Below are 25080 nucleotides of genomic sequence, written 5' to 3'. Positions count from 1 at the left end.
CGGGGTAAAAATGGTGCCAGACGCCGATTATTGCGCCCGGAAAGCATGCAAACGATTTGTCGCTTTGGTGAGCCCATCCTTTAGCCAAATCTCGGTGCAGCGTGCCGCTTCGTCTACCGCTTCATCAATCAATTTCTGTTCAGAAACCGGGGGCTTACCCAGCACAAAACCGACAACTTTGTTTTTATCGCCGGGATGGCCAATTCCCACGCGCAAACGGTGAAAATTAGGGTTATTACCCAGTTTGCTGATGATGTCCTTCAGACCGTTATGACCGCCATGCCCACCGCCAAGCTTAAATTTTGCGACCCCCGGCGGCAGGTCAAGTTCGTCATGAGCAACCAGAATCTCATCCGGATTGATACGATAAAACGTGGCCATCGCCGCCACCGCTTTTCCGCTCAGGTTCATAAAGGTAGTCGGTACCAGCAGGCGTACATCCGCGCCCGCCAGGTTGATGCGTGAGGTATAACCAAAGAATTTTGGCTCTTCGCGCAGCGGAGCGCGTAATCGTTCGGCCAGCAGATCCACATACCAGGCGCCCGCGTTATGGCGAGTGGCGGCGTACTCTGCGCCGGGGTTGGCAAGGCCGACAATCAGCTTAATCGTCACGTTTTCATTCCTGTAAGGTTCAACATCCGGCGCGTAGTGTACTGTCTGCCGGGGCGGTTGACAAAATTCTGCGGCCATGAATGAGTAAACCTGAATAATTACTCATTTGAATCATTCGTTTTTCAATCAGTTCAGCAGCTTATTTGTAAATTTTTGTGGTGAAGTTGATCGTTATTGTGATCGCTGACGCAACTCATGGAAAGGGTGGTGTCTATACTTTACATACAAGGACTAGGGACATTATTCCCTGCAACCCAGAATTCCGGAGGTGACATATGAAACGCAAAAACGCTTCGTTACTCGGTAATATATTAATGGGGTTGGGGCTGTTCGTCATGGTTGGCGGAGTGGGTTACTCAATTTTAAACCAGCTTCCTCAACTTAACCTGCCGCAATATTTTGCCCACGGTGCGGTGCTGAGCATATTCCTTGGTGCGATTTTATGGCTGGCCGGCGCGCGCGTGAGCGGACACGAGCAGGTCTGTGATAAATACTGGTGGCTGCGTCATTACGATAAACGCTGCCGCCGGGACCAGCACAAGCCCGGCTAAACCGGGCAGGGAAGTTTACGCAAGAACGACTCGCCAGCGAGTCGTTTTTTTTATCTCTGACGGCCCGCCTGTTACAGTTCAGCCAGCGCCGCGTCGCGGTTCGGATAAAAGGCGAGGCGGCCCGCAATCGGCTTGACGCCCGCCCGCGCCATCGTGCGCAGCGGCTGGAACTCCAGGTTGCTGACGCGCAGCTCACACCCTTCCGGCAGACGATTTACGAAGCGCTGGAATGCCTCCAGCCCGCCGGCATCCAGTACCGGTACCGCATCAAGCTTTAGAACCACGATACGTTTGCCCGCGATCCGTGCTTCCAGATCGTTAAACAGCCCTTCCGCAGCGGCGAAGAAGAGCGGGCCGATCACGCGTAACACCAGCACATCCTCCGGCACCTCCACGTTTACCGCCGCAAGACGGGTCATACGGGCGATACGACGCATAAAGAGCAGCGACGCCAGCACGATACCGACGCTGATGGCAATCACCATATCAAACAGTACCGTCAGCGACATGCAGAGCAGCATGACAATAATGTCATCCTTCGGCGCGCGACGCAGCAGGTTAACTACCTTGTGCGCTTCGCTCATGTTCCATGCCACCATCAGCAGCAACGCCGCCATGGCAGAGAGCGGCAGCCAGGAGAGCAGCGGTGCCAGCACCAGCAGCGCCAGGATCACCAGCAGGGCGTGGATAACCGCTGAAACGGGAGAGGTCGCCCCGGCGCGCACGTTAGCTGCGGAACGGGCGATAGCCGCCGTGGCGGTAATGCCGCCAAAGAAGGGGGCGATGATGTTACCCAGCCCCTGGCCGACCAGCTCGCTGTTGGCTTTGTGCCGGGTGCCGGTCATGCCGTCCAGTACCACCGCGCAGAGCAGCGATTCAATAGCGCCAAGCATCGCCATCGAGAAGGCGGCGGGAAGCAGGGCGCGCAGGGAGTCCCAGCTCAGGGTAAAGTGGGAGCCCGGCAGATTCCACGGCAGCACCAGCTGCGGTAAAAGCTGCGGAATACCGTTGCCGCGGGAGCCGTCCGCCAGAACGTAATGGAACTGCGAACCAATGGTGGCGACGTTACCGCCCAGCAGATTGACAATACCCATCACCGCGCAGCCGAGCAGCAGCGCAGGGAGATGGCCCGGCAGACGAATGCCGAGCCGCGGCCAGACAATCAGCGTGCCGAGGGTAACAATACCAATCGCTGCATCGCCCAGGTTAATGGTAGGCAGCGCCATCACCAGCGCGCCGACTTTTTGCAGATAATGTTCCGGGACGTGCGACATTTGCAGCCCGAGGAAATCCTTGATCTGCATGGTGCCGATGGTAATGCCGATACCGGAAGTAAAGCCCAGCGTCACGGAGACGGGAATATACTCAATTAGTCTGCCGAAGCGGGCCAGGCCAAACAGAATAAGAAAAATACCGGACATCAGGGTCGCCACCAGCAGCCCTGCCAGCCCAAACTGCTGGGAGACCGGGTAGAGGATAACCACAAAGGCGGCGGTCGGCCCCGAGACGCTAAAACGCGAGCCGCCGGTCAGGGCGATCACAATTCCCGCTACCGCAGAGGTATAAAGCCCGTACTGTGGCGCCACACCGCTGCCAATCGCCAGCGCCATCGCCAGCGGAATGGCGATAATCCCTACCGTAATCCCGGCAATCAGGTCGCGTATAAAACGTGACGAGGTATATTTTTCTTTCCAGCAAGCGTCGATGAGGGCGCGAAAGGGGAGAACATGTGAGGAAGCTATATTTTTCACAATTGTCTTTCATCCGTGAGCGCATCATCTGTCATATGAATGGCAGGTGAAGGAGGCATTAATCATACAAATACAAACTTTAAACAAAAAAACCCGCCGCAGCGGGTTTTTATACCGGGTTCGATTAGTGTTCGAACATCGCAGAGATCGATTCTTCGTTGCTGATACGACGAATCGCTTCGGCCAGCATGCCTGACAGGGTCAGCGTACGCACGTTCGGCAGCGCTTTGATCTCTTCGCTTAACGGGATGGTATCGCAAACCACCACTTCGTCGATCACGGAGTTGCGCAGGTTATTCACCGCGTTACCGGAGAAGATCGGGTGGGTGGCGTAGGCGAATACGCGCTTGGCGCCGCGCTCTTTCAGCGCTTCCGCCGCTTTGCACAGGGTGCCGCCGGTATCGATCATGTCGTCAACCAGCACGCAGTCACGGCCAGCAACGTCACCGATGATGTGCATCACCTGAGAAACGTTAGCGCGCGGACGACGTTTGTCGATGATCGCCATGTCGGTATCGTTCAGCAGTTTTGCGATAGCACGGGCACGCACAACGCCGCCGATATCCGGGGAAACCACAATCGGGTTGTCCAGATTCAGCTGCAGCATATCTTCCAGCAGAATCGGGCTGCCGAATACGTTATCCACCGGGACATCGAAGAAGCCCTGGATCTGCTCTGCGTGCAGGTCTACGGTCAGAACGCGGTCAACGCCGACGCTGGAGAGGAAGTCTGCCACCACTTTCGCAGTGATAGGAACACGGGCTGAACGGACGCGACGGTCCTGACGTGCATAGCCGAAGTAGGGGATAACGGCGGTGATTCGGCCTGCGGAAGCACGACGCAGGGCATCGACCATCACAACCAGTTCCATCAGGTTATCGTTGGTGGGAGCGCAGGTGGACTGGATGATGAAAATATCACCACCGCGTACATTTTCGTTGATTTGTACGCTGACTTCGCCGTCGCTAAAGCGGCCTACGGCGGCGTCGCCAAGGGAAGTGTACAGGCGGTTGGCAATACGTTGTGCTAGTTCCGGGGTGGCGTTACCAGCAAAAAGCTTCATATCAGGCACGAGAAGAACCTCAGGCATGCGTCCAGTGGTGGATAGCATTCGCCGCAAACTGCGGGGCCTAAGCGAAATGCTATCCAGGCGGTGTATTAAAGAGCGCGATGCAACGTCTGGAACAGGTGACGTTGTCACCGAAACTCAGTCTGCGCCAGAATGGCCTGCTGTAGCGGGGAGATATTCATACCACGCGCCACAAAACCGTGCAGCCAAACTGGTGCTTGCTCTAGCACCTGACGAGCGGCGGATTCGGTGTCAAATTCAGCAAAGACACAGGCTCCTGTCCCTGTCAGGCGCGACGGCGCGTATTCTAACAGCCAGGAAAGCGCCGCATCAACCTCGCGGAATCGTTTTCTTGCGATAAGCTCGCAATCGTTGTGAAATTCACATTTTAGTAACGTGTCTATTGACCTGACGGGGCTGTTTCTTGGCAATTCGGGATCGCGAAAGATAACCGGGGTCGGGATGCTCACACCCGGGTGGGCTACCAGATACCATTTTTCCGGCGGATTAGCGGGCGAGAGGATCTCTCCCACCCCTTCAGCGAAGGCGGCGTGGCCGCGCACAAAGACCGGGACATCAGCGCCAAGCGTCAGGCCGAGGGCGGCAAGTTCATCCTGAGAAAGCCCGCAGCCCCAGAGATGATTGAGCGCCACCAGCACGGTCGCGGCGTTAGAGGAGCCGCCGCCAAGGCCGCCGCCCATCGGCAGCCGCTTCTCAACGGCGATATCCGCGCCGCTGCCCGCAGGCAGTCGTCCGCTTTCCGCCGCCGCTTTCATCAGCAGGCGTGCGGCGCGCACGATCAGGTTATCCTCGTTCGCCACGCCCTCTACGGGCGTCAGCAGGTTGAGCTGGCCGTCATTGCGTAACGTAATGTCGAGGGTGTCGCCATAATCAATAAACTGAAACAGCGTCTGCAGCGTATGGTAGCCGTCGGCGCGTTGCCCGGTAATGTAGAGAAACAGGTTCAGCTTTGCAGGAGAGGGCCACTGGCTCATTTGACGATCCAGTTATCCATTTTGAGCTTAATACGCTGGCTGCCCTCGGTCAGCTCCATATTGGACGGCATAGCCGGTTTGCTGTTGTCATACCCGCCGTAAACCACTTTCCAGGTTTTGCCGTTCTGCGTGTAGTTAAGCTGGCTCAGGCGATATTGATCGTCGAGTCTGTAGTCGGTGGCATCGCCCGGCAGGCCGAGGATCCACTGGCGCAGGCTGTTGAGCGGGATAGGCATGCCGGTCAGTTTGCCGATCATCTCCTCGGCGTCTGTCGCGGTATAGTGCTGGCCCTTATTGTCGACGATCTGCGCTTCGCCCGGTTTAGCATTCAGCTCCAGCTCGGTGCTCCCCAGCGGGTTCAGCAGCAGGAGGCGATAACGATCCTGCCCGGTTTGCTGCCAGAAGAAGCGGGCGTAAACTTTTTGCTCATCAGAGAGGTAGGCAAACGCGCCGCGCGTCTGGTACTGGCTCAGATTACGCACCTCCTGCTGATGCTGGCGCCACTGGGGCGAGTCGGGGCTTTTGCCCGGGCCTTGCGGCTGAGTGGTGGAACAGGCGGTAAGTACCAGGGCGGCCAGCGGCAGCAGGCGAATCATTCGGGTCATGATGATGACTAATCCTTGAGATACGTTGCAGTTATATCGCTTAATGCTAGCGCCCGGTTGGGAGAGCGTCTACGTTCAAGTTGTCTTAAATCATTTAATTAGCAAGGAAACGCCTGTTACTCCGAAAGGGGTGTCTCTCTTTTATTGATCTTGCGCATAATGTATGATGCGTGCTGCTAACCTTATTAACGCTGGTACTACTCCCGCTCACATGACCCTTTTAGCACTCGGAATTAACCACAAAACGGCCCCGGTTTCGCTGCGAGAACGCGTAACGTTTTCGCCGGATACGCTTGACCAGGCGCTGGAAAGCCTGCTTGCCCAGCCGATGGTGCAGGGGGGCGTGGTGCTCTCTACGTGTAACCGTACCGAGCTCTATCTGAGCGTTGAGGAGCAGGATAACCTTCACGAGGCGCTCATCCGCTGGCTTTGCGACTACCACAACCTCAACGAAGAAGAGTTGCGCAATAGTCTTTACTGGCATCAGGATAACGACGCGGTGAGTCATCTGATGCGCGTCGCCAGTGGGCTCGATTCGCTGGTGCTGGGCGAGCCGCAGATTTTAGGCCAGGTTAAAAAAGCGTTTGCTGACTCTCAAAAAGGGCATATCAACGCCAGCGCGCTGGAGCGGATGTTCCAGAAGTCCTTCTCCGTTGCCAAGCGTGTGCGCACCGAAACCGATATCGGCGCCAGCGCGGTCTCTGTTGCGTTTGCCGCCTGTACCCTGGCGCGTCAGATCTTTGAATCCCTCTCGACGGTGACCGTACTGCTGGTGGGCGCGGGGGAAACCATCGAACTTGTGGCCCGCCATCTGCGCGAGCACAAGGTGAAAAAGATGATTATCGCCAACCGCACCCGCGAACGCGCCCAGGCGCTGGCGGACGAGGTAGGGGCAGAGGTCATTGCCCTGAGCGATATCGACGAGCGCCTGAAGGATGCGGATATTATTATCAGCTCCACCGCCAGCCCGCTGCCGATTATCGGCAAAGGCATGGTGGAACGCGCCCTTAAATCCCGTCGTAATCAGCCGATGCTGCTGGTGGATATCGCCGTGCCGCGCGATGTCGAACCGGAAGTAGGCAAGCTGGCGAACGCCTATCTCTACAGCGTGGACGACCTGCAAAGCATCATCTCTCATAATCTCGCCCAGCGCAAAGCCGCGGCGGTGCAGGCGGAGACGATCGTTGAGCAGGAGTCGAGCGAATTTATGGCCTGGCTGCGTGCGCAAAGCGCCAGCGAGACCATCCGCGAGTATCGTGGGCAGGCGGAGCAGATCCGTGATGACCTGACGACGAAAGCGCTCGCCGCGCTTGAGCAGGGCGGCGATCCGCAGGCCATCATGCAGGATCTGGCATGGAAACTGACCAACCGGCTGATCCACTCGCCGACCAAATCTCTTCAGCAGGCCGCCCGTGACGGGGATGACGAACGCCTGACCATTCTGCGCAACAGCCTCGGGCTGGAATAGCGCCCTCTACCCATTTTTATAACTAAGGTGCACTTACGCCTATGAAGCCTTCTATCGTCGCTAAACTGGAAGCTCTGCACGAGCGCCATGAAGAAGTTCAGGCCCTGCTTGGCGATGCCGCCACTATTGCCGACCAGGATCGTTTCCGCGCCCTGTCGCGCGAATATGCCCAGCTCAGCGACGTGGCGCGCTGTTTTACCGCCTGGCAGCAGGTGCAGGAAGATATCGAAACCGCGCAGATAATGCTCGACGATCCCGAAATGCGCGAGATGGCGCAGGAGGAGTTGCAGGAGGCGAAAGCGCGAGCGGAGCAGATGGAGCAAGAGCTTCAGGTGCTTCTGCTGCCCAAAGATCCTGACGACGAACGCAACGCCTTTATCGAAGTGCGCGCCGGTACCGGCGGCGATGAGGCGGCGATCTTTGCCGGGGATCTCTTCCGTATGTACAGCCGTTACGCCGAATCACGCCGCTGGCGCGTGGAGATCATGAGCGCCAACGAGGGCGAACATGGCGGCTACAAAGAGGTGATTGCCAAAATCAGCGGTGACGGCGCTTACGGTCGTCTCAAGTTTGAGTCCGGCGGTCATCGCGTGCAGCGCGTTCCCGCCACCGAATCTCAGGGGCGCATCCATACGTCCGCCTGCACCGTGGCGGTGATGCCGGAGCTGCCGGAAGCGGAACTGCCGGATATTAACCCGGCGGATCTGCGTATCGACACCTTCCGCTCTTCCGGAGCGGGCGGCCAGCACGTTAACACCACCGACTCCGCTATCCGTATTACCCACCTGCCGACCGGCATCGTCGTGGAGTGCCAGGACGAACGCTCCCAGCATAAAAACAAAGCCAAGGCGCTGTCGGTACTTGGCGCGCGTATCCATGCCGCCGAAGTGGCGAAACGCCAGCAGGCGGAAGCTTCTACCCGCCGTAACCTGCTGGGTAGCGGCGATCGCAGCGATCGTAACCGCACCTATAACTTCCCGCAGGGGCGCGTCACCGACCACCGCATTAACCTGACTATCTACCGTCTGGATGAGGTGATGGAGGGTAAACTCGACGCGCTGATAGAACCTGTCGTGCAGGAGCACCAGGCCGATCAGCTGGCGGCGCTGGCCGAGCAGGAATAATGGATTTTCAGCACTGGCTGCGGTTTGCTGCAGGGGAACTGACCGGGAGCGAGAGTCCGCGGCGGGACGCCGAGATTTTACTCGGTCATGTCACCGGCAAAGCGCGCACCTTTATCCTCGCCTTTGGCGAGACGGTGCTGACGGCTGAGCAGGAGAGTACGCTTGACGGGCTGCTGGCACGGCGTAAAGCGGGGGAACCGGTCGCTCACCTGACCGGCGAGCGGGAGTTCTGGTCTTTGCCGTTGTATGTCTCTGCGGCCACGCTGATCCCGCGCCCGGACACCGAGTGTCTGGTGGAGCAGGCGCTGGCGCGCTTGCCTGCCGAACCCTGCGCGGTGCTCGATTTAGGCACCGGTACCGGTGCGATTGCGCTGGCGCTGGCGAGCGAACGTCCTGACTGCCAGATTACGGCGGTAGACCTGATGCCTGATGCGATAAAGCTTGCGCAACGTAACGTGGCGCGCCTGGGGTTGGCCAACGTCGGGGTGCGCCAGAGCAGCTGGTTCTCTGCGCTACAGAGCGAACAGTTCGCGATGATCGTCAGTAATCCCCCCTATATCGACGCAGAGGATCCTCATCTCTCTCAGGGGGACGTTCGCTTCGAGCCGCTGACCGCGCTGGTGGCGGCTAATGAAGGGCTGGCGGATATCGAGCAGATTGTCGCCCAGAGTCGCTCGCATCTGCACCCCGGCGGCTGGCTGTTAATTGAACATGGCTGGACGCAGGGCGAGGCGGTGCGCGCCCTTTTTTGCGCCGCGGGCTATAGCGACGTTGAAACCTGCCGTGATTACGGCGGCAACGAGCGCCTGACGCTCGGGAGATGGCAATGAGCTTTAGCCTTCTGCTCACCGTTCACCTCGTCACCGTGGCGCTGACCATCAGCCTGTTTATCGCGCGCTACTGGTGGCGTTACAGTAACCATCCGCTGAATAACGCCCGCTGGGTTCGCGTGGCGCCGCACTGTATCGACACGCTGCTGCTGCTCTCCGGCATCGGGCTGATGCTAAAAACGGGATATTTGCCTTTTACGAATGCGGGCGCATGGCTGACTGAAAAGCTGTTTGGCGTTATCATCTACATCGTTTTGGGTTTTATTGCGCTGGGACGACATCGTCCGCGCAGCCAGCAGACGGGATTTATCGCTTTTCTGCTGGGGCTGGTGGTGCTGTACATCATCATTAAACTCGCCACCACAAGAATACCGATACTGGGGTAAGTCATGAGGTCCTTGGCCGATTTCGAATTTAATAAAGTGCCGCTTTGCGAAGGTATGGTTCTGATTACAGAGATGATCCGCGACGATTTTTCATCGCAGTATGTCTATGACGAACTGGAAAACCTGGTAAGCCTGGCGCGTGAGGAGATAAATCAGGCGCGCCCTCAGGACTGGCAGCTGGAGAAGCTGCTGGAGCTCTTTTACGGGGACTGGGGTTTTTGCGATACGCGGGGCGTCTACCGCCTTTCCGATGCGCTCTGGCTGGATCGGGTGTTAAAAAATCGTCAGGGGAGCGCCGTCGCGCTGGGGGCAGTGCTGCTGTGGGTCGCGCACCGTCTGGATATTCCGCTGATGCCGGTCATCTTCCCGACGCAGATGATCCTGCGGGCGGAGTGGCTGGACGGCGAAATGTGGCTAATTAATCCTTTCAACGGCGAGACGCTGGACGAGCATACGCTCGACGTCTGGCTGAAGGGCAATATCAGCCCGGTTGCTGAGCTGTTCAATGAAGATCTTGATGAGGCCGACAACGCTGAAGTGATCCGCAAACTGCTGGATACCCTCAAGGCGGCATTGATGGAAGAGCGGCAGATGGAGCTTGCGCTGCGCGCCAGCGAAGTACTGCTGCAGTTTAACCCCGAAGACCCGTATGAGATCCGCGATCGCGGGCTGATCTACGCGCAGCTGGAATGTGAACATGTGGCGCTGCACGATTTGAACTATTTCGTTGAGCAGTGCCCGGAAGATCCGATAAGCGAAATGATCCGCGCGCAGATCAACGCTATCGCGCACAAACAGATTACACTGCACTAATCGTAATTTCGATTCACACCTGAATAAGGCGATCCTATGAAACAAAAAGTGGTTAGCATTGGCGATATCAACGTGGCAAACGACCTGCCGTTTGTGCTGTTTGGCGGCATGAACGTTCTGGAGTCCCGCGATCTGGCCATGCGTATCTGCGAGCACTACGTGACCGTAACCCAGAAGCTGGGCATTCCGTACGTGTTTAAAGCCTCTTTTGACAAAGCCAACCGTTCCTCTATCCACTCTTACCGCGGCCCGGGCCTGGAAGAGGGGATGAAAATTTTCCAGGAACTGAAGCAGACGTTTGGCGTGAAAGTGATCACCGACGTACACGAGTCGCACCAGGCGCAGCCGGTTGCCGACGTGGTTGATGTTATTCAGCTGCCGGCGTTCCTGGCTCGCCAGACCGATCTGGTGGAAGCGATGGCGAAAACCGGTGCCGTCATTAACGTGAAAAAACCGCAGTTCGTGAGCCCGGGCCAGATGGGTAACATCGTCGATAAGTTCATCGAAGGCGGTAACGACAAGGTGATCCTCTGCGACCGCGGTGCCAACTTCGGCTATGACAACCTGGTTGTGGATATGCTCGGCTTCAGCGTCATGAAGAAAGTCTCCAATAACTCCCCGGTGATCTTCGACGTGACGCATGCCCTGCAGTGCCGCGATCCGTTTGGCGCTGCAAGTAGCGGCCGTCGTGGACAGGTAACCGAGCTGGCGCGCGCCGGTATGGCGACCGGTCTGGCGGGGCTGTTTATCGAAGCCCACCCGGATCCGGCCAACGCTAAATGCGACGGCCCGTCCGCGCTGCCGCTGGACAAGCTGGAGCCGTTCCTGAAGCAGATTAAGGCTATCGACGATCTGGTGAAAAGTTTCGACGAGCTGGATACCAGCAACTAATAAAAAACCCGCTTCGGCGGGTTTTTTATTAGGGCATATTGCCGGGTGGCGCTGCGCTTACCCGGCCTGTAAAACCCACAGCGAAGCGCCGCGGGGGAAAAGGTTACGCAAAGATCGTCATCAGGTACGCCACAAACAGCGCCATATGCGCGGCGCCGTTCAGCACGTTTGTGCGCCCGGTGGAGAACGATATCTGGCACAGCAGCAGCGAGGCGACCATCACCACCAGCTCCGGCGCGCCGAGTGCAAACTGCAAATCGTTACCGGTGAGAAAAGCGATAAGCGTCACCACCGGCACCGTAAGCGAAATGGTCGCCAGCACGGAGCCAAAGAAGAGATTCATCGCGCGCTGCACCTGATTACTCAGGACCGCTTTCAACGCTCCCAACCCTTCGGGGGACAAAATCAGCAGCGCCACCAGGAAGCCGGTAAAGGCCACGGGCGCGTTCAGCTCCGTCAGCAGCGTCTCAAGCGGGCTGGCGTTCATTTTCGTCACCGCGATAACCGCCACCAGGTGGACAATCAGCCAGACCGCATGCCACAGGCTGCTGTGGGCCGACGGTTTACCGTGATGCGGGTCGTCGTCGTCACTGTCATCTTCATGCTCGTACACAAAGAGACTCTGGTGCGTTTTCGTCTGGATCAGCAGGAACACGCCATACATGGCGGCGGAGATCAGCGCCACCAGCAGCGCCTGCCCGGTGGTGAAATTGCCGCCAGGCAGCGCCACGGGAAAAACCAGCACGATAATCGCCAGCGGGAAGAGGGCGATCAGATACTGCTTGATGCCAAAGAGATTCATATACTGGGTGGCAAATTTACGCCCTCCCAGCAGTAAGGAGAAGCCCACCAGCCCGCCGGTAACAATCATGATGATGGAATAGAGCGTATCGCGCATCAGGGTTGGCGCGGCGTCGCCGGTCGCCATTAGCGCGGAGATAAGGCTTACTTCGAGAATCACGACTGACAGGCTTAAAATCAGTGAGCCGTAGGGTTCCCCGAGACGGTGAGCGAGCACGTCGGCATGGCGAACCACGCTAAACGCGCTGGTCAAAATGCCGATCAGGGCAAGAAGGTTGATTCCGGCTACCGCTGGCAGTGACTGACTGTTCCCGAAGAAAATCAGCACCGCCAGCGCCAGCACCGGAAAAATAAGCGATGTCTCCTTATGGCGGGTTTTCACCGCCTCATGCGTCATAGTCATGGTCATCTCCAGAAGTGCAGGTAACTGTCATTATAGTGTGAAAGAGCCAGATTAAATTAGCAGATATCGACTGATTAGCCGTTTAATTTTACTTACTTTTACCCTTTTGGCTGTAATTGTTGCCAGTGCTGAGAAATAGCATCTATTCATGAATTAACCATTAAATTACAGGTTGTTATGAGAGGTTTATTTTCACTTTTCTTAGCAAGGTGGCAGCAGGGCCTTTCCTCGTCCACACTTATCTTTTTAACCACAAAAGGAGTGAATCATGCCTTATCAGTCCAAAAACGATCTGCCGGATAATGTGAAAAATGTACTGCCAGCGCATGCGCAGGAGATCTATAAAGAGGCCTTTAACAGCGCGTGGGACCAGTACAAGGATAAAGAGGATCGACGCGGCGACGACACCCGGGAAGAGACGGCCCATAAAGTCGCCTGGGCCGCCGTTAAGAATGATTATGAGAAGGGAGACGACGATAAATGGCATAAAAAGAGTTAAATACCCTCTCTTGCCGCTTCGCTGTTGGCTTTTTTCAGGCGATGCTGCTGCCGCTATATTGCAACTGGCCCGTGAATTGCTTATCGTTGTTGGCTGCTGTCAAAATGAACAGCTCCCGGCAACGGGATGGGTCGTAACGTAGTCGCAAGGAAGCATGCGGTGGTGGAGGTAAAGATGTTAACGCGTGATTTCCTGATGAAGGCGGATTGTAAAACGGCTTTTGGTGCCATAGAGGAGTCGCTGCTCTGGTCGGCTGAACAGCGGGCGGCGTCGCTGGCGGCAACCATCGCCTGCCGCCCGGACGAAGGGCCGGTATGGATCTTCGGCTACGGTTCGCTAATGTGGAACCCGGCGCTTAACTTTCTGGAATCCGCGACCGGGACGCTCCCGGGCTGGCATCGCGCTTTCTGCCTTCGCCTTACCGCCGGTCGCGGTACCGCCTGCCAGCCGGGCAGGATGCTTGCACTGAAAGAGGGCGGTCGCACCACCGGCGTGGCCTATCGGCTGCCAGACGAGACGCTGGAAGAGGAGCTTTCTCTCCTCTGGAAGCGGGAGATGATCACCGGCTGTTACCTCCCGAGCTGGTGTCGTCTTGAACTGGATGATGGCCGCGTGGTCAACGCGCTGGTCTTTATCATGGATCCGCGCCACCCTCTCTATGAATCCGACACCCGTCCGCAGACCATCGCGCCGCTTATCGCCAGCGCCAGCGGCCCGCTGGGCACCAACGCGCAATATCTTTTCTCCCTTGAGAAGGAGCTGGCGCGCCTCGGCATGAACGATGACAGCCTGAACGAACTGGTGGCAAAAGTAAAAGTGCTGGTGGAAGGCGACGGGTGCGAGGGTGGGTTGCGCCCGGGATTTGCCTGAGTACAACATGAAAGAATCAACCGACACAGGCCAGAAGGTTCGCTGTCCTGTGTCGCGGGCTTAAAAGGTCAGCACCTTATCCGCTGCCAGGGTCCACTGGGCCAGTTCAACCAGCGTACCAATCTCAACCCCCTCAATCAGCGGCAGGTCGCTGATACCGCGCCCGTCGGCGCAGGTTTTGCAGAGCCGGACCGGCACCCCCTGTGCGGTGAGGATCTCCAGCATCTGCTGGATGTTGTATCCTTCGGCGGGCTTCTGCCCCCTGAGTCCGGCGGTCACCGCGTCGGACAGTAAAAACAGCCGCAGATCGGTTTCGCTCTCCTGTTCACGCAGGGCGATGGCGAGACGCAGGCTGTTGAACAGGGATTCACTTCCGTAAGCCGCGCCGTTGGCGACGATAACAATCTTTTGCATTCTGGCTCCTCTGTTTCACCAGGGCATGAAAATTGCTTATCCCTTCCTGTTGTATCGCAACGGGAGAGTAAGCATGACGATAATCACGGGCAATCCACCCGGCGCCGCCGTCTGGTATCAGCGCGCCAGGTATATCCGTAAGCAGCAGCTTGCCCATATGGCACAGCTTGGCGCGCTGGTCAGCGCCATTAGCGGCCTGGTGCATATGCTACAGTGCGAGCGCGGCGCGTCAAACGTCTGGCTCTGCTCTAAAGGGCAACTGTACGAGGCCGAATGCAGGGCGAGCCGGGCGCTGGCCGATGACCAGCTTGCCGCGTTCCGGCAGGCGCTGATGGCGGAGTCAGCCCTCTCTGGCTCCGCCGTCTGCGAGCGTATCGCCAGCGCGCTGGCGGGCACCGAGCTGCTGGAAGCGCTTCGCGGCAAGGTCTCCCGCCGCGCCCTTGAAGCCGGGCAGGCGATGGAGCAGTACAGCCGCACTATCCGCAGCCTGTTAAGTATTATTCCTCAGCTGAATGACAGTATTGACGATCCGCAAATTGCGGGCCGTATTGTGGCGCTTTATAGCCTGATGCAGGGCAAGGAGCTGGTGGGGCAGGAGCGCGCGCTGGGGGCGATTGGTTTTACCCAGGGCCACTTCAGCGATGAGATGCGCCAGAAGCTGGTGGATCGCATTGATGCCCAGCAGGCCTGCTTTGATATTTTTCTCTCCCGCGTCACGCCCGCCTTGTGCGCCGTCTTTAGCGAAAACTGCGCAGCCAGTCTGGACACCGAGCAGCTGCGGCGGGTCGCCTGTACCCGACAGCCGGCGGCGGATGGCGGCGCCACCGCGCTGCACTGGTTTTCTCAGCAGACCGGTCGGCTGGAACATCTGCGGGCGCTGGAGGAGAGCGTTATCCATGATCTGATGACCACCGTGCACGAACGTATGGCCCGGGACCCGGCGCTCTCGCCTCTGCCTGAAGAAATGGACGATCCCCTGGCCGTCTGGCCCGACAGGCCGCTTCTGCCCCTGGTCCGCCAGCAGGCGCAGGAAATTGAACAGCTTTCCCGGCAGCTGGCCTCCCTGCGCGACGCCCTGGAGGAGCGTAAAACGATTGAGAAAGCCAAAAGCGTGCTCATGACCCACCAGCAGATGAGTGAAGAGCAGGCGTGGTGCGCCCTGCGTAAAATGGCGATGGATAAAAACCAGCGCATGGTGGAGATCGCCCGCGCGCTGTTGACGGTTAAAACCCTCTGGCAGGCACCGCCGCAGACCTGAATGCACCCTTTGCGGGCAGGCCTTGCCTGATCGCGGTGCGAAAACCCCTTCAGGCCAGCCGGAAGACGCGAAACCCGCGGGTTTAAAAGCTGGCATTACCTTTGCATTATTCAGTCACAGTTTTGACAGCGCGCCAACGGCGGCGCGCATGTCGTCGGGATAAAGGCGTCCTGCGGTGCTTCGGCATCGCCGGGCGCTTTTTTTTGTCTTTTAAGGAGTGGGCATGGTGGATTTGTCGAGACGGCGATTACTACAGGCGGGAGCGCTGGCGGGTAGCGCGATGCTGCTGCCGGGCATGATGCAGGCGGTCTGGGCTGCGGGCTCCGATAAGCCGGAGCAGCAGAGCGTGCGGGTGGGATTTATCCCGCTGACCGACTGCGCGCCGGTGGCGATTGCCGCCCTGAAAGGATTTGATAAGAAATATGGCATCACCATTGTCCCTACCAAAGAGGCCAGCTGGGCGGCGGTGCGCGACAAGCTGGTGGCCGGCGAGCTGGATGCCGCCCATATCCTCTACGGAATGCTTTACGGGCTGGAGCTGGGGATTGCCGGGAAACCCCAGCAGATGGCCAACCTGATGACCCTCAACCATAACGGCCAGGCGATTACTCTCGCCAGCGAGCTGGCGGAGCGGGGCGTGCGCGATCTGGAGGGGCTGAAAAAATATGTCGGCCAGCAGGCGCCGGGCTCGCTGACTTTTGCCCATACCTTTCCCACCGGCACTCACGCCATGTGGCTTTACTACTGGCTGGCGAGCGGGGGGATTGATCCTTTCGAGGATGTGCGCACCGTGGTGGTCCCGCCGCCGCAGATGGTCATGAACATGCGCATCGGCAATATGGTCGGTTTTTGCGTCGGTGAGCCGTGGAACGCGCGCGCCATTAACGACCGTATCGGCTTTACCGCCGCCACCTCGCAGTCCATCTGGCCTGAGCATCCTGAAAAAATTCTCGGCACGCGCCGCGCCTGGGTGGAGCAGAACCCTCATACCGCCCGGGCGCTTGTCTGCGCGCTGCTGGAGGCCTCCCGCTGGATAGAGGCCTCAGAGGAGAACAGACGCGAAACCGCGCGTATTCTGGCGCGCCGCGCCTGGCTCAACACTAAAGAGCAATACCTTACCGGGCGGATGCTGGGCGAGTACGACAACGGGATCGGCAAACGCTGGCGGGATCCCCATCCGATCCGCTTTTTCAGTGACGGCGCCGTCAGCTATCCGTACCTCTCTGACGGCATGTGGTTTTTAACCCAGTTCCGCCGCTGGGGGATGCTTAAAAGCGCGCCCGATTATGCGGCCATCGCGCAGCGCATCAACCAGACGGCAATCTGGCAGGATGCGGCGCTGGCGGTGGGCGGCATGAACGCGCCGTCGTCGCCGCTGCGCAGCAGCACGCTTATGGACGGTACCGTCTGGAACGGCACCGATCCGGAAGGGTATGCCAGTCGTTTCGCCATTCATCGTAAAGGGGCCTGATATGAAACAGATGCAATCCGCCAGACCGGCTGAAACCCAGAGCGTGGGGAAGGTCATTACGCTGCCGCCGGTGCAGGTGCGACGACGCTCGCCCGCCCTGAGCCGTTATCTGAACGCGGGGCTACAGCGTCTGCTGCCGGCGCTGCTGGGGCTGGGGCTGCTGGTGCTCCTCTGGCAGGTGGCGGCGATGCAGAGCAAAGGCTTTCCCACGCCGCTCAGCACGCTTGACTCCGCCCTGACGCTCTTCGCCGATCCTTTCTACCGCGACGGCCCTAACGACATGGGGATCGGCTGGAACGTGCTCGCCTCGCTGCAGCGCGTGGCGATCGGTTTCGGCCTGGCAGCGCTGGCGGGCATTCCGCTCGGCTTTCTGATCGGCCGCTTTACCTTTTTCTCCCGCATGTTTACGCCGCTCATCGCACTGCTGCGCCCGGTAAGCCCGCTCGCCTGGCTGCCGATCGGCCTGCTGCTCTTCCAGAAGGCGGAGCCCGCCTCAAGCTGGACGATTTTTATCTGCTCCATCTGGCCGATGGTGATCAATACCGCCGAAGGGGTGCGCCGTATTCCTGAGGATTACCTCAACGTGGCGCGGGTGTTACAGCTCTCCGAATGGACCATTCTGCGGCGCATCCTGTTTCCGGCGGTGCTGCCAGCGGTATTAACCGGGGTGCGTCTCTCCATCGGCATCGCGTGGCTGGTCATTGTCGCCGCGGAGATGCTGACCGGCGGGCTGGGCATCGGCTTCTGGATCTGGAACGAGTGGAACAACCTCAACGTGGAAAACATTCTGATCGCCATCGTCATTATCGGCGTGGTGGGGCTGCTGCTGGAGCAGGGGCTGATGCTGATCGCCCGCCGTCTGAGCTGGCAGGAAAAATAGGGAGCGCATATGAAACCGATTATTCAAATCCAGGCCGTGAGCCAGCGTTTTTCCACCGCCGGCGGCGAGTTCCTGGCGCTGCAAAATGTCTCCTTCGATATCCACGAAGGGGAGACGGTAAGCCTTATCGGCCACTCCGGCTGCGGCAAATCGACCCTGCTGAACCTTATCGCCGGTATTACCCTGCCGAGTGAAGGGGGCCTGCTGTGCGATAACCGCGAAATCGCCGGACCGGGCCCGGAGCGCGCGGTGGTCTTCCAGAACCACTCTCTGCTGCCGTGGCTGACCTGCTTCGACAACGTGGCGCTGGCGGTGGATCAGGTCTTTCGTCGCACCATGAATAAGGCGGAGCGTCGGGAGTGGATTGAACACAATCTCCATCGGGTACAGATGGGCCATGCGCTGCACAAGAGACCCGGGGAGATCTCCGGCGGGATGAAACAGCGGGTGGGGATCGCCCGTGCGCTGGCGATGCAACCGAAAGTGCTGCTGATGGACGAGCCGTTTGGCGCCCTCGATGCCCTGACCCGCGCCCATCTGCAGGACTCGGTGATGCAAATTCAGCAGGAGCTGAACACCACCATCGTGCTGATTACCCATGACGTGGACGAAGCGGTGCTGCTGTCGGATCGCGTGCTGATGATGACCAACGGGCCGGCGGCGACGGTGGGAGAGATCCTCGAGGTGGACCTGCCGCGCCCGCGTAACCGGGTTCTGCTGGCTCAGGAGAGCCGCTATCACCAGATGCGCCAGCAGATCCTACATTTCCTCTATGAAAAACAGCCCAAAGCGGCCTGACGGGGAGGCAATCATGCGGCTGGTAATTATCGGCAATGGTATGGCGGCCACCCGGCTTATCGAGTCGCTTAGCGAACGCGCCTCCGGACGCTACGCCATCACGGTTATCGGCGAGGAGCCGGAGCTGGCCTACAACCGCATACAGCTTCCCTCGGTGCTGGGGCGGGATAAAAGCGCGGCGGCCACGCGGCTGCATGAGGCGGCCTGGTATCGCGAGCGCGGCGTCACCGTGCTGACCGGCGAACGGGTGACGGCAGTCGACGCCAGTGCGCGCACCCTGCGCGCCGGGGAGCACCATCTGGTGTGGGATGAACTGGTCTTTGCGACCGGGTCGACGCCTTACCTGCCGCCGATCCCCGGCGTCCACAGGAAGCATGTTTTTACCTTCCGTACCCTGCGGGATGCGGCAGCGCTGATGGCGGCGCGCGGGCCTGCCGTGGTGCTCGGAGGCGGCGTGCTCGGGGTGGAGGCGGCAGCGGCGCTGAAAACGTTGTGTGACAACGTCACATTAATTCACCGGGGCGACTGGCTGATGGAAAAGCAGCTGGATCTGCAGGCGGGGCTGCTGCTGGAGCAGGCGCTGGAGCAGCAGGGGATCCGCTGTCGTCTGGGGGTCAGTATCCGTGAAATTGAGCCAGAGAAGGTGTGGCTCAGCGACAACACCTCTCTTCCCGCCGGGCGCGTGTTACTCGCCACCGGCGTCGCGCCCAACGTGGCGCTGGCTCATGCCTGCGGTCTGGCCTGCCACCGCGGCATCGTGGTGGACAGCCTGATGCGCACCTCTCTCGCCCATATCAGCGCCATCGGCGAGTGTTGCGAACTGGAAGGGGAGACGGTGGGGCTGGTCGCCCCCTGCCTGGCGCAGGCGGATCGGCTGGCTGCGCGTCTGGCGGGCGATCCCCCTGAACTCACCGCTCCCCCTGCGCCGGGGATGCGCCTCAAGGTGCCGGGCGTGGCGCTCTTTTGCGCGGGGGATGCCACCGCGCAGCCGCAGGATGCGGTCTGGACCTCGCTGGATGCGCAGACCGGCCACTACCGCCGCCTGCTGGTGCGCCACGGGCAGCTGGCCGGGGTGCTGCTGATGGGGGATTGCCGCAGCGCGGCAACCTTCACCGACTTACTGGCTCAGCCGGTGCCCGCCGACGCGGACTGGCTGTTCGATCGTTTCACAACGCAACCGCGGGTTGCAGGACAGAACGCTATGACAAAATCAACGCTGGTAGTGGTGGGACACGGTATGGTAAGCCACCATTTTCTTGAGGATTGCGTGCGCCGCAATCTGCATAAGCAGTACCAGATCGTCGTCTTTGGCGAAGAACGTCACGCCGCCTACGATCGGGTCCATCTGTCAGAATATTTCGCCGGACGCAGCGCCGAATCGCTTTCGATGGTGGAGGGCGATTTCTTTGCTGACCACCAGATCGAACTACGCCTCGGCGAACCGGTGACGCAGCTCGATCTGGCGGCGCGGGTGGTCCGCACCGTCGGGGGGCACGAAACCCACTGGGACAAGCTGGTGCTGGCGACCGGCTCCTGGCCTTTCGTGCCGCCCGTGCCGGGCAGCGACCTGCCGGGCTGTTTTGTCTATCGCACCCTGGACGATCTGGATCGCATCGGCGCGCATGCCGCCACCGCCCGGCGCGGCGTGGTGATCGGCGGCGGCCTGCTGGGACTGGAGGCGGCCAACGCCCTGCGTCAACTCGGGCTGGAGACCGCCGTGGTCGAGTTTGCCCCGCATCTGATGGCCGTGCAGCTGGACAGCGACGGGGCGGCCATGCTGCGGCGTAAAATCGAGGCGCTGGGGGTTAGCGTGTTAACCGGGAAATCGACCACGGAGATTGTCCCTGCCGGGAACGGAATGACGCTCTGCTTCGCCGATGGCAGCCAGCTTGAAACCGATATGGTGGTTTTTTCCGCCGGTATCCGCCCGCAGGACGCCCTGGCGCGCAGCAGCGGCCTGACAATCGGCGAGCGCGGCGGCATTTGCATCGATAATAACTGTCGCACCTCGGACGAGGATGTCTTTGCCATCGGCGAATGTGCCCTCTGGGAGGGCAAAATCTTTGGTCTGGTCGCCCCCGGCTATCAGATGGCGCGGGTGGTTGCCGCGCGGCTTGCCGGCGAAGAACAGGTGTTTACCGGTGCGGATATGAGCACCAAACTCAAGCTGCTGGGGGTGGATGTCGCCTCATTTGGCGATGCCCATGGCCGTACGCCGGGTTCGCAAAGCTACCAGTGGACCCACGGTCCGGGGCAAATCTATAAAAAAATTGTGGTCAGCGAGGATGGTACGGCGCTGCTGGGCGGGGTGCTGGTGGGGGATGCCGCGGAATATGCCACGCTGGTGCAGATGATGCTAAACGGCCTGCCGCTGCCGAAAGCGCCGGAAACGCTGATCCTCCCCGCAGGCGACGCGCCGAAGGCGCTGGGGGTTGCCGCGCTACCGCAGAACGCGCAGATCTGCTCCTGCCATAACGTCAGCAAAGGGGATATCTGCGAGGCGGTGAAGGCCGGGGCGACGGATGTGGGCGCGATTAAAGCCTGCACCCGGGCGGCGACCGGCTGCGGCGGCTGCAGCGCGCTGGTGAAGCAGGTGATGGAGCACCAGCTCGCGGAGCAGGGCGTCGCCGTGAAGAAGGATATCTGCGAGCACTTCCCCTGGTCGCGCCAGGAAATTTACCATCTGGTGCGCGTTAACCATATCCGCACCTTCGGGCAGCTGATCGGCCGCTACGGGCAGGGGGAGGGCTGCGAGATCTGCAAACCGCTGGTGGCGTCGGTACTTGCCTCCTGCTGGAACGAATATCTGCTGAAGCCGGCACATCTGCCGCTGCAGGACACCAATGACCGCTACTTCGCCAATATTCAGAAGGATGGGACCTACTCCGTCGTGCCGCGGATGCCCGCCGGAGAGGTGAGCGCCGAGGGGCTGATCGCCATCGGGCAGATCGCGAAACGCTTTCAGCTATACAGCAAGATCACCGGCGGCCAGCGTATCGATCTCTTTGGCGCTACGCTCGATCAGCTGCCGGCCATCTGGCAGGCGCTAGTGGAGGCGGGGTTTGAAACCGGTCACGCCTACGGGAAATCCCTGCGAACGGTGAAGTCCTGCGTCGGCTCGACCTGGTGTCGCTACGGGGTGCAAGATTCTACCCGCCTCGCCGTCCGGCTGGAGCACCGCTACAAGGGGCTGCGCGCGCCGCACAAGATCAAGATGGCGGTATCGGGCTGTACCCGCGAATGCGCCGAGGCGCAAAGTAAGGATGTGGGAGTGATTGCCACCGACAAGGGGTGGAATCTCTATCTCTGCGGTAACGGCGGAATGAAGCCGCGCCACGCGGATCTCTTCGCCAGCGATCTGGACGACGAGACGCTGATCCGCCTGGTGGATCGTTTTCTGATGTTCTACATCCGCACGGCGGACCGGCTACAGCGCACCAGCAGCTGGATGGACAATCTGGAGGGGGGGCTGGAGTACCTGCGGGAGGTGATTATTCACGACAGCCTCGGCATAGGTGACGAGCTGGAGCAGGAGATGGCGCGCGTTATCGGGAGCTACCAGTGTGAATGGCAGACCACGCTCGCCGATCCTGGCCGGCTGGCGCTCTTTCGCACAAGCGTCAACGTTGATGCCCCTGCGCAGGCTTCGCGCTGGCAGGCGATCTGCGGGCTGGATGAAATTCCGGAACAGGCGGGGATTGGTGCGCGGCTGGGCGGCCTGCCGATTGCTCTGTTCCGCTTCGGCAAAGCGGTTTATGCGCTGGACGACCGGGAGCCGGGCAGCGAGGCGCAGGTGCTTTCGCGCGGTATTCTGGGGGATGCGGGGGGCGAACCGGTGGTGATCTCTCCGCTCTACAAACAGCGTATTCGCCTCAAGGACGGCTGCCAGCCGGAGAGCGGCGAGCCGCTGGTGCGCGCCTGGCCGGTGAAGGTGGAGGCGGGCCGGGTCTGGGTCAGCCGTGAAGAGATGGTGCTACGCGCGGAGGCCTCATGACCGGGATCCGAACCACCTGTCCTTATTGCGGGGTGGGCTGCGGCGTGGTGGTTAACCTGCAGGAGGGGGCGGTGCGGGTGCGCGGCGACGAGCGCCACCCGGCGAACTACGGCAGGCTCTGCGTAAAAGGGGCGGCGCTGGGGGAGACGACGGGGCTGAAAGGACGGCTGCTGCGCCCGATGCTCGGTGACAGCGAGGCGAGCTGGGAGCATGCGCTTGATCACGCCGGGGAGAGATTGCGGGAGATTATCGCCGCTCACGGGCCACGGGCGGTCGCCTTCTATGCCTCCGGCCAGCTGCTGACGGAAGACTATTACGCCGCCAATAAGCTGATGAAGGGCTTTATCGGCGCGGCGAATATCGATACCAACTCCCGGCTCTGTATGTCGTCGGCGGTGACGGGCTACAAGCGGGCCTTCGGGGAGGATATCGTCCCTTGCAGCTACGAGGATGTGGAAAAAAGCGATCTGGTGGTGCTGGCGGGCTCCAACGCGGCGTGGACGCATCCGGTCCTCTTTCAGCGGCTGGCGCGGGCGCGGGAGGCCAATCCCGCCATGCGGGTGGTGGTTATCGATCCACGCCATACCGCCACCTGCGATATTGCCGATCTGCATCTGCAGCTCAGACCGGGCAGCGACGCGGGGCTGTTCGTTGGCCTGCTCAGGATCATACAGGGGCAAGGAGCGGGAGCGGCAGCCTGGGCGGCGGAATACTGCGGGCTGGCGCAGGGGGACGTGGACACCTTTTACGACTGGTTTCTGAGCGCGCCGCGGGCTATCACTCTTTACACCATGGGAATTAACCAGTCCACGAGCGGCAGCGATAAGTGTAACGCCATCATCAATGTGCATCTGGCGAGCGGAAAGATTAACCGGCCAGGATGCGGCCCCTTTTCGCTGACCGGGCAGCCAAATGCGATGGGCGGACGCGAGGTGGGCGGACTGGCGAATCAGCTGGCGGCGCATATGAACTTTGAGCCGGACGATCTCTCCCGCGTCGCCCGCTTCTGGGGTACCGGGCGGCTGGCGCAAACGCCGGGACTGATGGCGGTGGAGCTGTTTGATGCCATTGCCCGGGGGGAGGTGAAAGCGATCTGGATCATGGGGACCAACCCGGCGGTATCGCTCCCCGACAGCCATAAGGTCAGCCAGGCGCTGGCCGCCTGTCCGCTGGTGATTGTCTCCGAGGTGGTGCGGGATACGGACACCAGCCGCTTCGCCCATGTGCGCTTTCCGGCGCTCGCCTGGGGAGAAAAAGAGGGGACGGTAACCAACTCTGAACGGCGCATCTCCCGCCAGCGCGCCTTTTTGCCCGCCCCCGGGGAAGCGAAGCCGGACTGGTGGATCATTGCGCAGATGGCCGCGCGGCTGGGCTATGGCGAGGCGTTTAGCTGGCAACATCCGCACGACATCTTTAACGAACATGCGGCGTTGACCGCCTTTGAGAATGACGGGACGCGGGCCTTCAATCTTCAGCCGCTGACGGGGCTGACGCGGAGGCAGTGGGAGGCGTTTGAGCCGTGGCAGTGGCCTGCGGGCAACCTGCCGGTGCGACGCATTATCCCCGTGGAGCCTCGGGAGCATGGCGCGCAAACGAACGCCCTGTACCCTCTGCTGCTCAACAGCGGCAGGATCCGCGATCAATGGCATACCATGACCCGAACCGGTGCGGTGCCCGGACTTATGCAACATCTTCCGGAGCCGTATGTGGATGTCTCCCCCGTGGATGCGGCGCGTTTTTACCTGACCGAAGGAGAGCTGGCGCGTATCAGTTCGCCGCGCGGGGTGATGGTGGCCAGGGTGCGGCTCAGCGAAGGGCAACGCCCCGGGGAGCTGTTTGTCCCTATGCACTGGAACAAGCAGTTTGCCCGCGAGGGAGGCGTCAACGCGCTGGTGGAGGGGCGCTGCGATCCGCTCTCCGGTCAGCCGGAGAGTAAGCAGACGGCAGTGCGTATTTTACCCTGGCTCCCCGTCAGAAAGGGTGAACTCTACGCCCGCGTCCTGCCCGACCTGCCGGCGTCGGTGCACTGGTGGCGCAAAGCGGCGCCCGGCGTTGGCCACCTTTCCTTTGCCTGCGACAGCTCTCTGCTGGCATGGGCAGAAGCCCTCTGCCGGGCGCATGAATGGAAGGTGCAAATCGCCCGAAGCGGGGAGCGCAGCAGCCTGCTCGCCTGGCAGGCGGGGCGGCTGATGCTCGGGTTCTGGGAGGGAAGTCGGCCGCTACACGAATTTGTGGTGGAGGCGTTTGCCTCTTCGCCTGTCGGGCTCGCGGAGCGTCACGCGCTGCTTCACGGGCAACCGGCGGGAGAGCGTCGGGAAGAGGGGCGGATAATTTGCAGCTGCTTTAGCGTGGGGGAGAACCGCATTCGCGAAGCGATCGCAGCCGGCTGCTGTACGGCCGCCGCCCTGGGACAAACGTTGCGCTGCGGCACGAACTGCGGCTCCTGCCTGCCGGAGCTGAAATCGCTGACGGGGGAGCGTCAGGCGGGCTCCCGTTAACCAGGCCCCTCTTTGCCGCGGAGAGGGGTACTTCACTTATTCTGTAAATCTCACTTAAGGCTGCAAATTCTGCCAAATCGCGCTAAGGTATAACCTCAT

The 25080-nt window shown here is 60.2% G+C and carries 22 protein-coding genes; 15 read left to right on the top strand and 7 right to left on the bottom strand.

From position 1 onward, the window contains the following. Positions 1 to 27 precede the first annotated feature (27 nt). Positions 28 to 612, bottom strand: coding sequence for an aminoacyl-tRNA hydrolase (pth, locus tag BN3796_RS16130; protein WP_061709384.1), 585 nt, complete (start codon positions 610 to 612; stop codon positions 28 to 30). Between the two features lie 275 nt (positions 613 to 887). On the opposite strand from pth, the gene ychH reads away from it, so the two are divergent. Further along, the gene (gene ychH / locus BN3796_RS16125; protein WP_061709383.1) at positions 888 to 1163 is read left to right on the top strand and encodes a stress-induced protein YchH; all 276 of its coding nucleotides are present in this window, start codon (positions 888 to 890) and stop codon (positions 1161 to 1163) included. A gap of 71 nt (positions 1164 to 1234) precedes the next feature. Here the strand turns inward: ychH and dauA are convergent, their stop codons facing one another. The 4 genes from dauA to lolB all read right to left on the bottom strand — a co-directional run bounded on the left by dauA (position 1235) and on the right by lolB (position 5583). Next, positions 1235 to 2914, bottom strand: coding sequence for a C4-dicarboxylic acid transporter DauA (dauA, locus tag BN3796_RS16120; RefSeq protein WP_061709382.1), 1680 nt, complete (start codon positions 2912 to 2914; stop codon positions 1235 to 1237). A gap of 124 nt (positions 2915 to 3038) precedes the next feature. Then, entirely contained in the window at positions 3039 to 3986 is a 948-nt protein-coding gene (prs, locus tag BN3796_RS16115) for a ribose-phosphate diphosphokinase (protein ID WP_012017724.1), read from the bottom strand. Positions 3987 to 4111: 125 nt separating this feature from the next. Beyond that, the gene (gene ispE / locus BN3796_RS16110) at positions 4112 to 4978 is read right to left on the bottom strand and encodes a 4-(cytidine 5'-diphospho)-2-C-methyl-D-erythritol kinase (RefSeq protein ID WP_061709381.1); all 867 of its coding nucleotides are present in this window, start codon (positions 4976 to 4978) and stop codon (positions 4112 to 4114) included. After that, positions 4975 to 5583, bottom strand: coding sequence for a lipoprotein insertase outer membrane protein LolB (gene lolB, locus BN3796_RS16105; protein ID WP_061709380.1), 609 nt, complete (start codon positions 5581 to 5583; stop codon positions 4975 to 4977). The genes ispE and lolB overlap by 4 nt, the downstream gene beginning before the upstream one ends. A 211-nt stretch (positions 5584 to 5794) precedes the next feature. Here lolB and hemA point away from each other — a divergent pair, with 211 nt between their 5' ends. The 6 genes from hemA to kdsA are packed head-to-tail and all read left to right on the top strand — an operon-like array spanning position 5795 to position 11095. Further along, on the top strand, positions 5795 to 7051 hold the full coding sequence (hemA, locus tag BN3796_RS16100) for a glutamyl-tRNA reductase (RefSeq protein WP_061709379.1): 1257 nt from the start codon (positions 5795 to 5797) through the stop codon (positions 7049 to 7051). A gap of 41 nt (positions 7052 to 7092) precedes the next feature. Then, complete coding sequence (gene prfA, locus BN3796_RS16095; protein WP_061709378.1) at positions 7093 to 8175, top strand: peptide chain release factor 1; 1083 nt, start codon at positions 7093 to 7095, stop codon at positions 8173 to 8175. Then, on the top strand, positions 8175 to 9005 hold the full coding sequence (gene prmC / locus BN3796_RS16090; protein WP_061709377.1) for a peptide chain release factor N(5)-glutamine methyltransferase: 831 nt from the start codon (positions 8175 to 8177) through the stop codon (positions 9003 to 9005). Before prfA ends, prmC begins: the two co-directional genes overlap by 1 nt. Then, positions 9002 to 9391 (top strand): invasion regulator SirB2, encoded by a 390-nt coding sequence (gene sirB2, locus BN3796_RS16085; RefSeq protein WP_061709376.1) that lies wholly within the window; start codon positions 9002 to 9004, stop codon positions 9389 to 9391. The genes prmC and sirB2 overlap by 4 nt, the downstream gene beginning before the upstream one ends. A 3-nt stretch (positions 9392 to 9394) precedes the next feature. Further along, a complete protein-coding gene (gene sirB1, locus BN3796_RS16080; protein WP_061709375.1) occupies positions 9395 to 10204 on the top strand; it encodes an invasion regulator SirB1 in 810 nt (269 codons plus the stop codon). A gap of 36 nt (positions 10205 to 10240) precedes the next feature. After that, the gene (gene kdsA / locus BN3796_RS16075; protein WP_061709374.1) at positions 10241 to 11095 is read left to right on the top strand and encodes a 3-deoxy-8-phosphooctulonate synthase; all 855 of its coding nucleotides are present in this window, start codon (positions 10241 to 10243) and stop codon (positions 11093 to 11095) included. 103 nt (positions 11096 to 11198) lie between these two features. On the opposite strand, the gene chaA is transcribed toward kdsA, so the two are convergent. Next, complete coding sequence (gene chaA / locus BN3796_RS16070; protein ID WP_061709373.1) at positions 11199 to 12299, bottom strand: sodium-potassium/proton antiporter ChaA; 1101 nt, start codon at positions 12297 to 12299, stop codon at positions 11199 to 11201. A gap of 268 nt (positions 12300 to 12567) precedes the next feature. On the opposite strand from chaA, the gene chaB reads away from it, so the two are divergent. Together chaB and BN3796_RS16060 are read left to right on the top strand one after the other, a co-directional pair. Beyond that, positions 12568 to 12798 (top strand): putative cation transport regulator ChaB, encoded by a 231-nt coding sequence (gene chaB / locus BN3796_RS16065; protein ID WP_061709372.1) that lies wholly within the window; start codon positions 12568 to 12570, stop codon positions 12796 to 12798. A gap of 174 nt (positions 12799 to 12972) precedes the next feature. Next, a complete protein-coding gene (locus BN3796_RS16060; RefSeq protein ID WP_061710038.1) occupies positions 12973 to 13668 on the top strand; it encodes a gamma-glutamylcyclotransferase in 696 nt (231 codons plus the stop codon). Positions 13669 to 13728: 60 nt separating this feature from the next. Here BN3796_RS16060 and BN3796_RS16055 read toward each other — a convergent pair whose 3' ends face one another. Beyond that, positions 13729 to 14082, bottom strand: a complete 354-nt coding sequence (locus BN3796_RS16055) for a DsrE/DsrF/TusD sulfur relay family protein (RefSeq protein WP_061709371.1) — start codon at positions 14080 to 14082, stop codon at positions 13729 to 13731. Between the two features lie 73 nt (positions 14083 to 14155). Between BN3796_RS16055 and nasR the strand changes: the two genes are divergently transcribed. The 6 genes from nasR to BN3796_RS16025 all read left to right on the top strand — a co-directional run bounded on the left by nasR (position 14156) and on the right by BN3796_RS16025 (position 24981). Then, positions 14156 to 15340, top strand: coding sequence for a nitrate regulatory protein NasR (nasR, locus tag BN3796_RS16050; RefSeq protein ID WP_061709370.1), 1185 nt, complete (start codon positions 14156 to 14158; stop codon positions 15338 to 15340). Positions 15341 to 15563: 223 nt separating this feature from the next. Then, a complete protein-coding gene (locus BN3796_RS16045; RefSeq protein ID WP_061709369.1) occupies positions 15564 to 16811 on the top strand; it encodes a CmpA/NrtA family ABC transporter substrate-binding protein in 1248 nt (415 codons plus the stop codon). Between the two features lies 1 nt (position 16812). Further along, positions 16813 to 17691, top strand: a complete 879-nt coding sequence (gene ntrB / locus BN3796_RS16040; protein WP_061709368.1) for a nitrate ABC transporter permease — start codon at positions 16813 to 16815, stop codon at positions 17689 to 17691. Between the two features lie 9 nt (positions 17692 to 17700). After that, the gene (locus BN3796_RS16035; protein ID WP_061709367.1) at positions 17701 to 18489 is read left to right on the top strand and encodes an ABC transporter ATP-binding protein; all 789 of its coding nucleotides are present in this window, start codon (positions 17701 to 17703) and stop codon (positions 18487 to 18489) included. A gap of 13 nt (positions 18490 to 18502) precedes the next feature. Then, positions 18503 to 22483, top strand: coding sequence for a nitrite reductase large subunit NirB (gene nirB, locus BN3796_RS16030; protein ID WP_073885257.1), 3981 nt, complete (start codon positions 18503 to 18505; stop codon positions 22481 to 22483). Continuing rightward, the gene (locus BN3796_RS16025; RefSeq protein ID WP_061709366.1) at positions 22480 to 24981 is read left to right on the top strand and encodes a nitrate reductase; all 2502 of its coding nucleotides are present in this window, start codon (positions 22480 to 22482) and stop codon (positions 24979 to 24981) included. Before nirB ends, BN3796_RS16025 begins: the two co-directional genes overlap by 4 nt. The last annotated feature ends 99 nt before the right edge of the window (positions 24982 to 25080 follow it).

This window comes from Pseudenterobacter timonensis, assembly GCF_900021175.1.
Lineage (GTDB): Bacteria > Pseudomonadota > Gammaproteobacteria > Enterobacterales > Enterobacteriaceae > Enterobacter > Enterobacter timonensis.
This window is presented reverse-complemented; position numbering and strand designations above follow the sequence as displayed.